The sequence below is a fragment of the Pseudomonas sp. 05N36 genome (assembly GCF_056397385.1).
In genome coordinates this window covers 382417-397293 of record NZ_JBFTNH010000003.1, presented here as the reverse complement: position 1 = coordinate 397293, position 14877 = coordinate 382417, and the positions used below count along the sequence as shown (strand labels likewise).

Sequence of the window (14877 nt, the reverse complement as noted above, 5' to 3'; positions counted from 1 at the left end):
GCTGCGTTCGGCTGCGCAGCAGTCGTAAACCCGGCTGTCCGGGTTCTACAGTGAGAAACGGGATTCAGGTTTTACGACTGCTTCGCAGCCGAACGCAGCCTCGCAGGCTCGGCAGCTGCTACAGGGCGGGTGTGTGCTGGGGAGGGCAACTCAGAAGCTGTATTTCACTTGGCTGGCCAGCGACGTTTGCATCCGTCGTTCGACGATCGGGCTGTCCGCTGCATCGCCATTGAGGTACTGCATCGCCAGCACTGTCGAGAATTCGGTCTGGTCGTTGATCGGCACCGCCCAGGTCAACGCTGCACCTCGGCTGACCATCCCGCCGTGGGTGGCGTAGGCCCGGAACTGGCTGCGTGAAGCCTGGGCCGTGCTCACGCCGTACCAGGTCCGCACGTAGTCGGCATCACCGAACACGCTGTTGAGGCTGCCATCCAGGCTGCCGTATTCGCCTTCGTAAAGGTTGGTGCTGATGCTCAGTTCCAGTCGGTTGTAGGCGGAGTCGGTGTCGCGGTCGTCATCGCTCTTTTTCAGCGCGTGCTCCAGGGTGGCGCCGACGACCACTTCACCCAGGGTGTAGTGAATGCGGGCACCCAGTTGCGGGCGGGATTTGATCGAGCCCATGCCGTCCAGGCGCTCCGAACCCTTGAACCTCGACTTGCGGTCCTTGCGCGTTTCACTCAGGCCAATGTAGGTGCTGAATGCCAGGTCTCCCCATTCGTTCTGCCAGCCCAGACCGCGTTCGGTGTCGAGGAAGAGGCCATAAGGGCTGACAATCTGGCCACCCAGCAGCGGCGCAGTCACCCGTTCAGCGCTGCCGCTGTAGCGTGGCGCGTTGGCCACTCCGGCCTGAACGCTGTAATGCCAGTCTTCGGCCCGCAGGTGCTCGGTCGAGGCCAGCAGGCAGATGGACGTCAGCGAAAGACAGAAGGTTTTGCGGTTTTTCAGAGCAAGCATGAGGCACCCGGCAGGGATTAGGATGCCATCATGCTAGGGGCCTATAGGCGGGCAATCTTTGAGAGCTTTGTCGGGAAACTGTCAAAGACTGTTAACGGCTCAGGCCCAGCCGCTCGTGCACTCGGCAATGGATTCTTGCGGGTAGACCTCGAACTGCTGATCGCCGGGATGGAGCTCGACTTCGACCCACGAGGCTTTTGAACCGAGCATCAGGTGCGTGTGTTCCGGCGGCACCGGCAGCGGGGTGTCGATGGCCGAAGCAAAAGGGTGAATCAACTCGGGCCATTCAGGGCTGAACAACCACAAGCCACTGCCGCAGAGCGAACAGAAGTGCCGTTCGGCGCTGCTGCTGTGGGCACGCCGGGCGCCGTCATCCTTGAGGCGCGCGTGATAGATCGAGATGTGTTTGCGGCCGCGGACCTTCAGGCTTTTCGCCTCGCCGCCGAGGTTGATCGCATAGCCGCCAGCGCCTTGAGTCTTGCGGCAGATTGAGCAATAACAACGTTGATACGGGAAGGGGTGGGCACTGTTCAGACTGAACGACACCGCGCCGCAATGGCAGGAACCTTCAAGCTGCATGGGGCAAACCTCCAAAAGGTCGCGCAGACTTCCTGGAACAGCCTAGCAGTTCAGCAATACTTCAGCCCTTGGCATCAGCCTCTGCGGTCGTTGCGTTCCAGTGCGAACCGAGCCTGCTGCGGCCGGTTCGCCTGGTCGAAGGTCGTGGCATATCACTTGGCTTTTTTCGCAACCTCGTGCCGGTCCTCCCGCTTCTCCTCTTCATTGCGGTACAGCTTGTCGGCATTTTTTTTCTGAACATCGGAAAAGGTGCCATACAGAGCACTAAACGCCTTTGCAAGCTTCTGCATATTGTCTGCGTGCAATTGGGCTAATTTGGCATAGGATGCCATCGCATCATCGGCATTTAACGATGAGAGCTTTTCCGCACGTTCCACAAAGGCTGTATCAGCGTTGTGTGCGTTATCACGTATGGTTTGCGCATAGGCATCCCATTGCGCTGACTGCTTGTCGGTGATTTTCAGCTTGGCGTGTAGTTCGCTGATCCTCTTCTCTACAACGTCCATGTGCTTTTTGGTGTGAGTGGCAGCCTTCTGTGACTGTTCGGCAGGAGTGCTGGCAGCCGTCGTCTGTGCCGAGACAGAAGTGCTGAGCAATGCCAGCATCAATGCTGCCGGCATAGCCGCTTTGAGTACGAAGTTGTTCATGTCTTTATATCCGGATTGAGTTGTCGAACTGACGACCGTTGCAGGGGATATATCAGTGTCAGTGGCGGTCGCTCGGGTTTCATATGGCCAGGCAGCTTAATAGCCGGGAGGAGGATATCGATAGGAGTTGTACGAATCGGGATAGTCCGGCCTTGGGTAGTACCGGACCCCTGGTGGCGGCGGCGGAGGGGGTTCCCGGTAAATCACGGCAGGCGGCGCCCGTACCGCGCCCGCGGCCACTGCTCCCACTACGGCGCCAATGAGTAGCGCGCCCAAATCGCCGTTGCCACCACCGCGATAGCCACCACCGCCGCCGCGATAGTCACGACGGTTGTCATGACCGCCACGATAGTCGCGATGGTAAACCTGCCGGCCGTAGCCGTCCCGCTGATAGTCGTGTTGTGCTTGTGCCGGTAGCACGGTAGCTGCCGCGGTAACAGCGACGAGCATTACTGCCAGTCGTCGGTATAAAGGTATGTGCGAATACTGAGTCATGAGTCGTGCCTCTTTGGATGAGGGAATCACTGAACCCCACCGTCCACTGATGTGCAGGAGGATCGTGACCGTTCTGACCTGGCAGCGATCTACCTCACGCCAGATTGACTCAGCGACCGGCGCGGGTCTGTTCGGTAGCGCACCCTTGCGCCCGATACAGAGTGATTAAAGCAGACGGGCTGGGGGACAGCGCTCGGACCGCAATGGCCGCACTATAATTAATCTGTCGATGACACGAGAGAGGGTCCAACTATGAAAACTCACTCCTTCCAGCATTACTCTCATAATCTGGGAACAGCCGTTCACGACGCATGGATTACTACCCGGGTGAAATCGGCGCTGGCATTTGCAGAACCGACTCTGAGCATGCACGTCAATGTCAAAACCCATGCAGGTACGGTGGCGCTGAGCGGTCGCGTCAACACCCATAAAGAATGCGAGCGGGTGGTAGAGCTCGCCCGTTCGGTGAATGGTGTCAACGAAATCGATGCCAAAGACTTGCTCACTCATGTGTTCACTCCGGGGCATCTCCCCGAAGCACCCAACGCTGAAGAAAGCACCGAGTACCGTCCGCAATCGTCGGAAAAAAAGATGGATGACAAATGATGCTGGCAACCGTGTGAACGCCGCGCTCCCGGTTGCGAAACGGGAGCGCGGCGCAATGCAGACCGTATCGTCGGCTGACAATAAAAAGCCCGGCACTGGGCCGGGCTCTATCAGCGTTGGAACGTTGTTTAGCTCAACAGCCCGGTACTGACCGCGACAATCAGGAAAATACCCAGTACCGCCCGGTAAATAACGAAAGGCCAGGTGGAAAACCTTTCGAGGAATTTCATCAGGCCCCAGATGGCGCAAAACGCCGACACGCTGGCGATCACCAACCCGAAAATCAGGTGCGACCATGCTTCGGCCGGGATATGCGCGTGATACAGCACCCACAGCTCTTTCAAGCCGGCCAGCGCGATAGCGGGCAGTCCAAGCAGGAATGAGAAGCGCGCGGCTTCTTCACGTTTGAAGTTAAGGAAGAGTGCGGCGGTGAGTGTTGAACCAGAGCGTGAAACACCGGGGATCAGCGCGCCAATCTGCGCAATGCCGACAATCAATGCATCCCGCAGGCGCATTTGTCCCACGACGCGTTGATGGCGGCAGCTGAGTTCGGCCGCAGCCAGCAGAACGGCCATCACCAGGCACGAGATACCAATCACCATCAGGCCTCTTAACGGTGAGTTGCACGTATTGAGCAGCGAGGACAAGGCCAGGCCCGCAATGCCGATCGGGATGGTCGCCAGCACAATCGCAACGGCCAGCTTGAACGACTGATTGTTGTAATCACGCTGCCGCACGGCGCCTATGCTGCCAGCGACGACTTCCCGTACATCACGCCAGAAATAGCTGACGACTGCAGCCAGTGCGGCCAATTGCATGGCGGCGGAAAACGCCGAGCCAGGATCGGGCCAGCCGAGCAGGGCGGGTACGATTCGCATGTGCGCAGTGGACGAAATGGGTAATAGCTCGGTGATGCCTTGAATGATCCCCAGGATGCCAATTTGCAGGTAATCCAGAGAAGCAAAGCCGATATCAAGGCCGCTGGTACAGACGTTTGTCAAAATACGTTCCTTAAAAAGTAAGGCTTTCCCACTACCCCCGAAAAAACGGAGCGACGCTCGGAAAGTCTTGGCAGTGGGCAAATGATCCTGGACTGAACCGCTCTGTGAGAGGGGCGTTCATGGTGACTGCGAGCGGAATAATGGCCTTATTTGTAACTGTTTGCTACAGGCTGTCGAGATGATTTTTTTAGTCATGAGCGCCCGCGAAGCCCCTGTGTACAGGCCTGGGCGGGATTTTATGTTCGCTTCATGACCGACAATCGAGGTTCCTCAGTCCCAGCTAAGTTTGCCTGCGTAGTCTCTCCCTTGCGCGATTTGCAGCGCTGTCAAGGAGAAGCATCCACATGAAGCCGCTTACGAAAGCTGACTGGCTCAATAAAGTCCCCGAGGTGACGCTGTCGTTCTGGGTCATCAAGATCATGTCCACCACCGTGGGTGAAACCGGCGCTGACTTTCTCGCCGTCGATGCCGGGTTGGGGCAGGGTGTGACCAGTATCGGCATGGCCGTGCTATTGGCGATCGCACTGTTCGGCCAACTTCGTACACGCGCCTACACCCCTTGGATTTATTGGCTGACGGTGGTGCTGGTGAGCATCGTCGGGACGCAGATTACCGACGTGCTCACTGATAAAATGGGCATCAGCCTGTATGCCAGCACGGCGGTATTTTCCGTGTTGCTGGCGATCAATTTCATGATCTGGTACGGGTTGGAGCGCAGTCTTTCGATCACTGAAATCGTCACGCCGCGCCGGGAGCTGTTCTATTGGGCGACGGTGCTCTGCACCTTTGCGCTGGGCACAGCGGCCGGCGACCTCGCCACCGAGGCGCTGGGGCTTGGCTTCACACTGGGTGCGGTGATTTTCGGCGCGCTGATCGGCGTGACGTTCGCCGCCTGGCGCCTGGGCGGCAATACGGTCCTGACCTTCTGGATCGCCTACATCCTGACCCGTCCTTTCGGCGCCTCGCTGGGAGATTTGCTGACGCAAGCCAAGACCTATGGTGGCCTCGGCATGGGCGCCATGTGGACCAGCGCGATTTTCCTCAGCGTCATCCTGATCCTGGTCGCCGTCGCACAGATGAGCGTCGGCAATCGCAAACTCGTCACTGAATAACCCGTTCAAAAGCCTATCAAGGAATCATCATGGTCTACGTTCAAACCGCCATTCGTAAAGCCGCCGTCCTATCCGCCATTGTCGTGTTCAGCCTGGCCGCCGGGTGTTCGAAACCCGCTGACGCGCCTAAAACGAGTGCTACTTCGGGCGCGGCCAGCGTCCAGCAAAGCTCGGCCTCGAAGCTCGGCGACCTGTCGGCATTCCAGGGCATTGCGGCCAACGTTGCCGATCTGGTGAATAAAAACGACCTGCCAGGTGCGAAAACGCGAATCAAGGACCTGGAGTTGTCCTGGGACTCCGCAGAAGCCGGCATCAAGCCGCGTGCTGCCAGCGACTGGCATGTCCTGGACAAGTCCATCGACACCGCACTTGAAGCCTTGCGCGCCAGCGGCCCGAAACAGAGCGACTGCAAGGCGGCGATGGATGACTTGCTGAAAACCTTCAATTCGCTGCAAGGAAAAAGCTGACCGCTTTCAATCCCCATAAATCGCTTCGCCCACGCTTGAACAGGTGATTCAATGCAGGCTCGACATTCGCGCAGGTATACCCGCGTGAGTGTCGAGCCTCACTTATCACCGGAGAGGGACATGCGGATATTACTGGTCGAAGACGACCCCATGATCGGGGAGGCGATCCAGGACGCGCTGAAAGATGCCAGTTACGCCGCCGACTGGGTCAACAATGGCCTCACCGCCCTGACGGCGCTGGACACTCAACATTATGACCTGGTGCTGCTTGACCTCGGCCTGCCCGGCAAGGACGGCTTGGCGGTATTGAGCAGCATTCGGGCTCGCAACAACGGCGTTCCATTGCTGATCATCACGGCCCGCGACAGCCTCGACGATCGCTTGCGCGGCCTCGACGGTGGCGCCGACGATTACCTGCTCAAACCCTTTGATATGGCCGAGCTGCTGGCCCGCATGCGGGCCGTTCTGCGCCGCAAAGGCGGYAACGCGCTGCCGGTGTTCAGCAACGGCGTGGTGTCGCTGGACCCGATCTCGAAACAAGCCAGCACTGAAGAAAATCCCGAGGTCCAGCTCTCCAGTCGCGAGTTTTCACTGCTGCAGGCACTGTTGATCAGGCCGGGGGCGATTCTCTCGCGCAGCGAGCTCGAAGACCGCATTTATGGCTGGGGCAATGAAGTGGAAAGCAATGCGGTCGAGTTTCTGATCCATGCGCTGCGTCGCAAGCTGGGCAGCCACGTCATCAAGAATGTCAGGGGTATGGGATGGATGGTTTCAAAAGGCGACTGAGCGAGTCGGTCCAGGTCAGGTTGTCCGTTTCCCTGTCGCTGGCGATTTTGATCGTCGCTATCGTGGCCGGCATTTTTGCCTTTGTCTCGGCATTCGATGAAGCCCTGGAAATGCAGGACAACACCCTGCACCAGGTGGCCGTGTTGTTCGAGCGTCAGCAGATGACGCTGACCTATCCGACGCAAGGCAAGGGCATCGAGGGCGACGATGAGGAATCCAGGGTCACCGTTCAATACCTGAACGATGGCAACCAGGTGTCGGGCAATGTGGAGGCTGGCGCACCGCTGCCACTGCCGACAACGCTGGCCGACGGCCTGTCGACGCTGGTGGTTGGTGGCGAGCCGTTTCGTGTGCTGGTCAAGACCCTGAACAGTGGCGCCCGCATCGCCGTTGCGCAGGAAACCGGCACGCGTGACAAGGACGCCCGCGAGAGCGCCTGGCGCGGCCTGCTGCCGTTTCTCATCCTGTTTCCCGTGCTCTTGCTGGTGGTTGCCGATCTGGTGCGCAAGCTGTTTCGGCCTATCGCGGCACTGGCGTCTGAAATCGACCAGCGCGGCGAGCAGGAGCTGCACCCCATCGACGAGAACCATTTGCCCGCCGAGATCCGTCCCTTCGTGCTGGCCATCAATCGATTGCTCAACCGTGTGGCGCAGTCGATGGAGACCCAGCGACGCTTCGTCGCCGACGCCGCCCACGAACTCCGATCGCCGTTGACGGCCCTGTCGCTGCAAGCCGAGCGCCTGGCCGTCGCAGACATGTCGACGTTGGCCCGGGAGCGTCTGTTTGCGTTGCGGCGGGGGATCGAGCGCGGCAAGAATCTGATTGATCAACTGTTGGCGCTGGCCACCGCACAATCGAACTCGACACTGCCTGCAACGCCGGTTTCCGTGCATGGCATCTATCGTCGCGTGCTGGAGGACCTGCTGCCGCTGGCCGAGGCCAAGCATATCGACATCGGTGTCGAGGACGAACAGGACGTGCAGGTGCTGATCAACGAGCTCGACCTGCTGGCCATGGCCAAGAACCTGGTCGATAACGCCATTCGCTATACGCCTGCGGGCGGACGGGTCGATCTCTCGGTGAGCATGGAGGAGGGCGGAGCGCTGTTGCAGGTCAAGGACACCGGTCCCGGGATTGCGGCCGAGGAACGGGAGCGTGTGTTCGACCCGTTTTATCGCAGCCTCGGGAACCATGAGGTCGGGTCCGGGCTGGGGCTGTCGATCGTCAAGGCGGTAGCCGATCGCAACGGGGCACAGATTCGCCTGGGGTTTGGCGATGAGGTGGCAAGACGCGGGTTGTGTGTTTCGGTATGGTTGCCGTCATTGATTTCCCGCAGCGTTCCCCCTGTCGCCCATTTGTAGGCGCGGCATCATTTGCAAAAAGAACACATGGCCGGCTGATGCATCTCTCAGCCGGCCCTGGATACTCATTCAAGGATCAATCCATGCTTTTAAGCAAACGCGATCAGGCGCGAATCGAGCGTCGCCTGGTGGTTACCCTTACCGAGGCGTGTGAGACGGCCAAAGCGGAAATCGTCGGCTTCGCCTGGTTGACCCACGAGGTGGATTACTCGGCGTTCCCCGCAAGCCTGAGGGTGACCTGGGTCTTCGACACACTGGCCAACAAGCGTCAGGCCCTGGCCGTCGGGCAAGCTGAGCGCATGGTCGAACTGACGGCCGTGGCGTTGAGTGAAGCGGACATTCTCGTCAGTCCGGTTTCGGCTCACGTGCAATTTGACACTGAAGAAGAGTGTCAGTGCGCTCATGCCGGAAACTGGCAGCAACGCTTGGCGCGCCAGCGCTCGACTCGGGATTGAACCATGGCCAAGGATATCGAAAACCCGTGTATTTCCGTTTGTCAGCTGCGCGGTGAGCTGTGTGTGAGTTGTGGGCGCATCAAAGAGGACATCAGGAAATGGAAGCGCATGAAGCGCCCCGAAAAAATGGCCGCCGTGCAACGCGCGAACCTGCGCCTGCAAAGCCTGAAAAAAAATAACGGGTGAGCCGCTGGCGAGTAAAGTTGTTGAGTCGTTGCTGAGTAACCAGACAGTCAAGTCACAACGTTAAAGGGAGTTAACGATGGAAATGGATCATGTTTTTATTTGTGTGAATCATGACGCTCAAGGTGCTGAAGCTCTGAAAACTCTCGGGCTTGTCGAAGGGACACCAAACGTCCACCCAGGTCAAGGCACTGCCAATAGACGGTTCTTCTTCCGAAACGCTTTTATTGAACTTCTATATCTCACGGATGAGTCAGAAGCTCGAAGTCAGTTAACGGCGCCAACCCGACTCTTTGACCGCCTCACGTGCATGGAGGGAGTCGCCGCGCCCTTTGGTGTTTGCTTCAGACCTTCCACGGTAGGGGAGAAGCCACTATTTCCAGTCTGGGAGTATCGACCCGTTTACTTACCCGCGGCGCTGAGCGTCGACGTGGGACATGCGCCTGTAACTGAACCGATGTGGTTTTTTCTTTCGTTTGCCAAGAGACCCGATGAGGCTCCGATTGAGCGAGCGCAGCCGTTCGAGCATCCCAATGGTTTTCGCGACATTACATCGGTGCGAGTGATCACTCCCGACAACCAGGCTTTTTCTAGCGCTGCGCAATGTGCAAACCAGCTGGATGGGTTTGCAATTGTTCAGGGCCATGAGCATCTGCTCGTAGTGGAGATTGATCATGGGGCGAGCGGCCAGACGCATGATTTTCGTCCGGGGATGCCGATGATCATGAACTGGTAGTTCGGCCTGAAACGGAGGCTCGAAAGCAAAAAAGCTTAAAAACCGACGATTACGCAGGGGAGGGGGATTACCCGGTTGCTGGCCGGGCCTTCTTCAATTCCGTAATATCCGCAGCCGTCTTTATCCACCACGCCCTGCGGCTTGTTCCGTCGGCCTGTATTTTAGGTAAGCCATGAAACCCAAACGTCTGCGCGCTGATGCCCTGGCCGGACTCACCACCTCTTTTGCCTTGCTGCCCGAATGCATCGCCTTCGCTCTGGTTGCGCACCTGAATCCGCTGATGGGTTTGTACGGGGCCTTCATCATCTGCACCCTGACCGCCCTGTTCGGGGGCCGGCCGGGGATGATTTCCGGGGCTGCCGGGTCGATGGCCGTGGTGATTGTCGCGCTGGTGGTGCAGCACGGCGTGCAGTATCTGCTCGCCACGGTGTTGATGGGGGGACTGTTGATGATGGCGTTCGGTCTGCTACGGCTGGGCAAACTGGTGCGCATGGTGCCGTACCCGGTGATGCTCGGTTTCGTCAACGGCCTGGCGATTGTCATTGCCCTGGCCCAACTGGAGCATTTCAAGAGTGGCGGGACTTGGCTGAGCGGTACAGCGCTGTATCTGATGATCGGGCTGGTGGCGCTGACGATGGCCATCGTCTACGTGTTGCCGCGCCTGACCCGAGCCGTGCCACCGGCGTTGGTGGCGATCCTCGGCGTCGGTCTGGCGGTCTACCTGCTCGGCCTGCCGACGCGCACCCTTGGCGACATGGCGCACATTGCCGGCGGCCTGCCTGGCCTGGCCCTGCCTCAACTGCCCTGGAACCTGGAAACCCTGCGCATCGTTGCCCCTTACGCCGTGTTGATGGCCCTGGTCGGGCTGTTGGAAACCCTCCTGACGCTCAACCTCACCGACGAGATCACCGAGAGCCGTGGCTACCCGGATCGTGAATGCGTGGCATTGGGCGCGGCCAATATGGTCTCCGGTCTGTTCGGTGGGATGGGCGGCTGTGCCATGATCGGTCAAACCGTGATCAACCTCAGTTCCAGCGGCCGCGGTCGCCTCTCTGGTGTGGTCGCCGGAGTGATGATCTTGCTGTTCATCCTGTTCCTTTCGCCGCTGATCGAGCGTATTCCGCTGGCCGCACTGGTCGGGGTGATGTTCGTCGTGGCGCAGCAGACCTTCGCCTGGGCCTCGCTGCGGGTGCTCAACAAAGTACCGTTGAACGACGTATTGGTGATCATTGCCGTAACGATCATCACGGTGTTCACCGATCTGGCCATCGCCGTGCTCTGCGGGATTATCATTGCCGCGCTGAACTTCGCCTGGCAGCAGGCCCGCGAGCTATACGCCGAAAGTTACCTGGAAGCCGACGGCAGCAAACTCTACCGCCTGCACGGCACGCTGTTCTTCGCCTCTACTGCACCGTTCCTCAACCAGTTCGACCCCGCCAACGACCCGCCCGAGGTAACCCTCGATTGTCGTCACCTGAGCTTTGTCGACTACTCGGCCGTCGCCGCGCTGAAGACGCTGCGTGAGCGCTACATCAAGACCGGCAAACAGTTGCGGGTGTTTCACTTGTCCGAACGCTGCAAGAAAATGCTCAAGCGCGCTGGCGTGGATCACGACTGAGGTCGGTGCATGGGCGCAGGCCGAGTTTGAGTCAACGGTATCAACGCTGGGGCAGGTTCCAGCGTTCGCGAAAGTGCTCGTACTCCGCCTCGGGCAGTTGAACCAGTAGAGGCGACTGACGCGGGTCCAGCCAGCTGAACAAGCGAGCAATATCTGCCGGGTCCATGGCTGTGCAGCCAAGCGTCGGGGAGGTGGGGGCTCGCCAGATGTGGAAGAAAATGCACGAGCCCGCGTCGGCGGACGCCGGTGTGTTGTGCTCGATGACAATGCCTTGTCGATACATGTCGTCATCGCGACGCATGTGTTCTGAGCTGTTCCAGTCCTTGGCAATTTTCGACCCGTCGACGAGCTCGTTATAGCGTTTGGAGTGGCTGTCATCCACGCACTCGGTGGTTGGTGTCAGCGGTAGGTAAGGCAGCCTGGTATCGGCCGAGCTGTCGTAGCCAAAAGCTGTTCCCAATTTGAACAGGCCAGCAGGCGCTTTCCCGTCGCCTTCACGTTTGACCGGCCCTTCGCGTTGCTCGACGACACCGAGACCCTTGCCCCAGGCCAGCCCGCTTTTGCCGACAACCACCGGAAACGGCGCCCCGTATTTCTGAAACGTTTTCCCTTGCCGCTCGTAACGTTGGGCAGTCCCCTGGACATCAGTCCAGTTTTTTGTCGTGACCACAATCAACTGATTGCTGGTGTCCACCGCCTGAGCCGTAATAGGGAAATCCATGACGTTCTTCAGCGCATCGTTCCCGGTGTAGGTGAAGTGCCACCATTCTTTCGAGTACCCGGAAAATCCCTCTTTTAGCATGGCGTTGCTGAGCCGCTGGCGATTCTCTTTGGCAGTCGCGTTGATCGTTGAACTGTCGGTATGCGCTCGTTCATCGAAGCAATCGAACCCTGTTCCCATGTCGACGGCACCATCATGCCAACGCTGCTCATAGGGCGCGGCGCAGTCGACTTGCGCCGCCGAGGGGCTCCATGTCTGGGCGGGCAGAGCCTCCGGCCCGGTCAGCGTCAGATCCACCGTGCCGCCCTTGGAGTGATTCGAAACCCGGGCGACATAACCCAAACGCCAGAAGTCTTGCTTGTCTACGCGCGGATAGAACTCGGCCTTGCGCGGGTCACCCGGTTGCGTCGCAAAGCGCCCCATGTCGGCAACAGCCCGGCTGGGCCGATAACAGTCAAATACCTTCAAACCGTAGCCTTGCGCGCGCAGCGCCGTTTGCACCCGGGCAAGGGCCTTGGCGGCGTCCAGCGACAACAGACACTCCGCAGCGTCGTAGCCGTCAAGTGGGTGTCCGGTGAAGTTATGAGCGCTGGCGTAGCGGATGTCCTGCTCGATATTTGGATCAATCGCCCGCAAATAGACCATATGCTCGGGCCTTGGCTCGGCGCTCGCCAGGCAGGGAGTGATAATGGCCAGCATCGAGAGGCACAGCGGTTTGATTCTGCACAGCAGGCGCATCGATGCCTCCAAAGGTGCCGGTTTTCAATCCAGAGCAGGCTAATGGTTGTACCCTTTTTTCTCAATCAGGGTTAGCGGGGTGAGTTGCCTGGTTGGGTCGATGGCATTGCCGCTTGCCTGGCCATCTGATATCAGAGAAGCTCCGCGCCAGTCCATGTTCAGGGCGAATTAGCCACATGATCGAATGGTTTAGGGAAGAGATGAATGACGCTCAGGGTGATGGTAATCGGTGGCTACGGAAACTTTGGCAGCATCGTTTGCCGGCATTTAATTGCGATGCCAGGTGTATCGCTGGTGATTTCTGGGCGTGACTCACAGAAGTTGTTGCGCAAAGTCGACGAGCTGAAAGCCCAGTCGGGCGCCACCTGTGAAAGCTGGTGCGGCGATGCCATGGACACTGCATTCAAGTCCGTCCTCGACTCGATGGCTATTCAGTTGGTCATCCATACCGGCGGCCCGTTCCAGGGACAGACCTATGCCGTTGCGCAGGGCTGTATCGATGCGGGCGTGAACTATTGCGACCTGTCTGACTGCCGTACTTTCGTCACCGGAATTGGCGCGCTCGACGCACAAGCCAAGCGTGCAGGAGTGGCTATCCTCAGCGGTTGCAGTTCGGTGCCGACCTTATCGTCGGCAATAATCGACCAACACCGACATCGCTTCAAACGTATCGACTCGATCGACCATGGCATTTCATCTTCGGCAAAGATGCCGGGACTGTCGACCGTCGAAGGTGTGCTCGCCTACGCAGGTAAACCGATCAAGCAACTCAGGAATGGACAGGTGCATGAAGTGTTGGGCTGGCAGGACCTGACGCTTCGCAAGATGCCACGACTGGGTACTCGGGTGCTGGCCAATGTCGACGTGCCGGACATCGATATATTCGCCCAGCGTTATGGTGCGCAAACCCTGAGTTTCAAGGCTGGGTCAGGCCTGAAGCTCGGCGGTGTGGCCAATTATCTGCTGGCTCAGGCGATGAGAGTGGGGCTGGTTCAAGACCCTGCGCCATGGGCTGCAAGATTGCATCGCTGGGGCCGCAGGTTCGAGCGATTCGGTGATGGTAAAAGTGCAATGTACATCGACGTCCAGGGCATCGATGTTGATGCAAAGCCGCTGTCCATGACGGTGCAACTGACGGCTATGAATGACAAGGGCCCAGAGATCCCCAGCTGCGCAGCGGTTGCCTTGGCCGCAAAAATCGTCCAGGGGTACTTGCCCGAGCCCGGTGCCCGGGCTTGCGTGGGTGAGATCACCGTCGATGAGTACATGGCTGCGATCAACGACCCGGTGAATCTACACTTGTCGGTAAAATTCTCTGACGAGCAGGGCTGACCATGCTCTACCTGAGTCTGAAGTACATCCACGTCATCGCCGCCATTTTCCTGTTCGGATTCGGCATGGGGTCTTACCTCTATTTGATCGCCGCCAGCCGCACGGCCAATCCTCAAGTGATCGCGCACGTGGCGAGAATGGTCGTGCGATTCGACACCTGGATTACCACACCGGCAGGTTTCATTCAGATCGTGACGGGTTACCTGTTGGTGAAGCTCGCCGGGCTTCCCCTCACCACGGAATGGGTTCTGACGTCGCTGATCATCTTCCTGTGTGTGGGCTCGCTGTGGCTTCCGGTGTTGGTGCTTCAGAAGCGGCTGCACATGATGGCGTTGAGCGCGGTTGAGGCGGGGGTGGGGCTTGCTGAGGAGTACAGATCCGTTTACAGGAAATGGTTCTGGATGGGCGTGCTGGGTTTTTTGGGAATGTTCGTGATTGTGATGATTATGGTGACGAAGATGACGCCGAGGGATTTGGTTGAGGTGATGGGGTAGGAGGGTGAGGCAATGCCGGACGCGGGCTATCGCCAAACGACGCGACCAACCCAGGCAGACGAGCACTCACTCAAGCGTCGTATTCCTCATAGGAATGCAGAGCATAAAATTAATGGATTTTTATTATCGAAGTGCGTGGCGTAGCTTGATTTGAGGACATGGAGAATCGCCTTGAAATCATCGCCTCTGAGCGCAGCTGAAAAATCTGATACCTCACGGGCAATGAGTACGCCTATGCCAGTCAACCCCTCCACACTCCGAGGCGGCAGTTCAAAAACTGCTGCATGACTCGGGATTCGGAGACGCTACTCGTTTTTTCAGCCGCCTTTTCTGGGGCGCTCGGGTGACGTGTAGAACTTTCTGAATGGAACCGATTGTCGGTTATTGGCCGACAGGAGCCTGTCGCCACCGGGAGCATTGGATCGTGATTGCGGACGATGCCGGTAACGTCGTGTGGCGGGTGACGCCCGTGCCATCATCGAAGGAAGGGTGATGAGGCGAACGTCCACGTCAGGGAAATAAAGCACAAACGATGAATAAAGATGGTCTTCGAATCTATCGAAGCCCGAGGACCGACAGGACAAACAGGGCG

The 14877-nt window shown here is 58.6% G+C and carries 15 protein-coding genes and 2 pseudogenes; 12 read left to right on the top strand and 5 right to left on the bottom strand.

What is annotated here, in order from left to right:
- Positions 1–150 precede the first annotated feature (150 nt).
- The 3 genes and pseudogenes from AC1DIH_RS06610 to AC1DIH_RS06600 all read right to left on the bottom strand — a co-directional run bounded on the left by AC1DIH_RS06610 (position 151) and on the right by AC1DIH_RS06600 (position 2180).
- The gene (locus AC1DIH_RS06610; RefSeq protein ID WP_477771078.1) at positions 151–954 is read right to left on the bottom strand and encodes a MipA/OmpV family protein; all 804 of its coding nucleotides are present in this window, start codon (positions 952–954) and stop codon (positions 151–153) included.
- Positions 955–1045: 91 nt separating this feature from the next.
- Positions 1046–1533: pseudogene (locus AC1DIH_RS06605) on the bottom strand (GFA family protein).
- A 152-nt stretch (positions 1534–1685) separates the two neighbouring features.
- Positions 1686–2180 carry a Spy/CpxP family protein refolding chaperone gene (locus AC1DIH_RS06600; RefSeq protein WP_477771077.1) on the bottom strand — a complete coding sequence of 165 codons (495 nt, stop codon included), beginning with the start codon at positions 2178–2180 and terminating at the stop codon, positions 1686–1688.
- 747 nt (positions 2181–2927) lie between these two features.
- On the opposite strand from AC1DIH_RS06600, the gene AC1DIH_RS06595 reads away from it, so the two are divergent.
- A complete protein-coding gene (locus AC1DIH_RS06595) occupies positions 2928–3281 on the top strand; it encodes a BON domain-containing protein (RefSeq protein ID WP_477771076.1) in 354 nt (117 codons plus the stop codon).
- A 128-nt stretch (positions 3282–3409) separates the two neighbouring features.
- On the opposite strand, the gene AC1DIH_RS06590 is transcribed toward AC1DIH_RS06595, so the two are convergent.
- A complete protein-coding gene (locus AC1DIH_RS06590) occupies positions 3410–4282 on the bottom strand; it encodes an undecaprenyl-diphosphate phosphatase (RefSeq protein WP_103314373.1) in 873 nt (290 codons plus the stop codon).
- 344 nt (positions 4283–4626) lie between these two features.
- On the opposite strand from AC1DIH_RS06590, the gene AC1DIH_RS06585 reads away from it, so the two are divergent.
- From AC1DIH_RS06585 to AC1DIH_RS06550, 8 genes are all read left to right on the top strand, one after another.
- Positions 4627–5394 (top strand): COG4705 family protein, encoded by a 768-nt coding sequence (locus AC1DIH_RS06585; protein WP_477771075.1) that lies wholly within the window; start codon positions 4627–4629, stop codon positions 5392–5394.
- Between the two features lie 29 nt (positions 5395–5423).
- A complete protein-coding gene (locus tag AC1DIH_RS06580; RefSeq protein ID WP_477771074.1) occupies positions 5424–5861 on the top strand; it encodes a hypothetical protein in 438 nt (145 codons plus the stop codon).
- Between the two features lie 120 nt (positions 5862–5981).
- Positions 5982–6647 carry a response regulator transcription factor gene (locus AC1DIH_RS06575; RefSeq protein WP_427529101.1) on the top strand — a complete coding sequence of 222 codons (666 nt, stop codon included), beginning with the start codon at positions 5982–5984 and terminating at the stop codon, positions 6645–6647.
- Positions 6623–8008, top strand: a complete 1386-nt coding sequence (locus tag AC1DIH_RS06570; protein WP_477771073.1) for an ATP-binding protein — start codon at positions 6623–6625, stop codon at positions 8006–8008. The genes AC1DIH_RS06575 and AC1DIH_RS06570 overlap by 25 nt, the downstream gene beginning before the upstream one ends.
- Positions 8009–8091: 83 nt before the next feature.
- The gene (locus AC1DIH_RS06565) at positions 8092–8463 is read left to right on the top strand and encodes a hypothetical protein (protein WP_477771072.1); all 372 of its coding nucleotides are present in this window, start codon (positions 8092–8094) and stop codon (positions 8461–8463) included.
- Positions 8464–8466: 3 nt separating this feature from the next.
- A complete protein-coding gene (locus AC1DIH_RS06560) occupies positions 8467–8649 on the top strand; it encodes a DUF1289 domain-containing protein (protein ID WP_123580624.1) in 183 nt (60 codons plus the stop codon).
- A 76-nt stretch (positions 8650–8725) separates the two neighbouring features.
- Positions 8726–9382, top strand: a complete 657-nt coding sequence (locus AC1DIH_RS06555; protein WP_477771071.1) for a VOC family protein — start codon at positions 8726–8728, stop codon at positions 9380–9382.
- Positions 9383–9554: 172 nt separating this feature from the next.
- Positions 9555–11000: a SulP family inorganic anion transporter gene (locus tag AC1DIH_RS06550; RefSeq protein ID WP_477771070.1), complete on the top strand. Its 1446-nt coding sequence runs from the start codon at positions 9555–9557 to the stop codon at positions 10998–11000.
- Positions 11001–11040: 40 nt separating this feature from the next.
- On the opposite strand, the gene AC1DIH_RS06545 is transcribed toward AC1DIH_RS06550, so the two are convergent.
- A complete protein-coding gene (locus AC1DIH_RS06545) occupies positions 11041–12459 on the bottom strand; it encodes a M15 family metallopeptidase (RefSeq protein ID WP_477771069.1) in 1419 nt (472 codons plus the stop codon).
- Positions 12460–12663: 204 nt separating this feature from the next.
- Here AC1DIH_RS06545 and AC1DIH_RS06540 point away from each other — a divergent pair, with 204 nt between their 5' ends.
- From AC1DIH_RS06540 to AC1DIH_RS06530, 3 genes and pseudogenes are all read left to right on the top strand, one after another.
- Entirely contained in the window at positions 12664–13791 is a 1128-nt protein-coding gene (locus tag AC1DIH_RS06540; protein ID WP_477771068.1) for a saccharopine dehydrogenase family protein, read from the top strand.
- Between the two features lie 2 nt (positions 13792–13793).
- Positions 13794–14285 carry a DUF2269 family protein gene (locus AC1DIH_RS06535; RefSeq protein WP_477771067.1) on the top strand — a complete coding sequence of 164 codons (492 nt, stop codon included), beginning with the start codon at positions 13794–13796 and terminating at the stop codon, positions 14283–14285.
- Positions 14286–14532: 247 nt separating this feature from the next.
- Positions 14533–14649, top strand: a pseudogene (locus AC1DIH_RS06530) (SAM-dependent methyltransferase); the annotation flags it as partial.
- Positions 14650–14877: the final 228 nt, after the last annotated feature.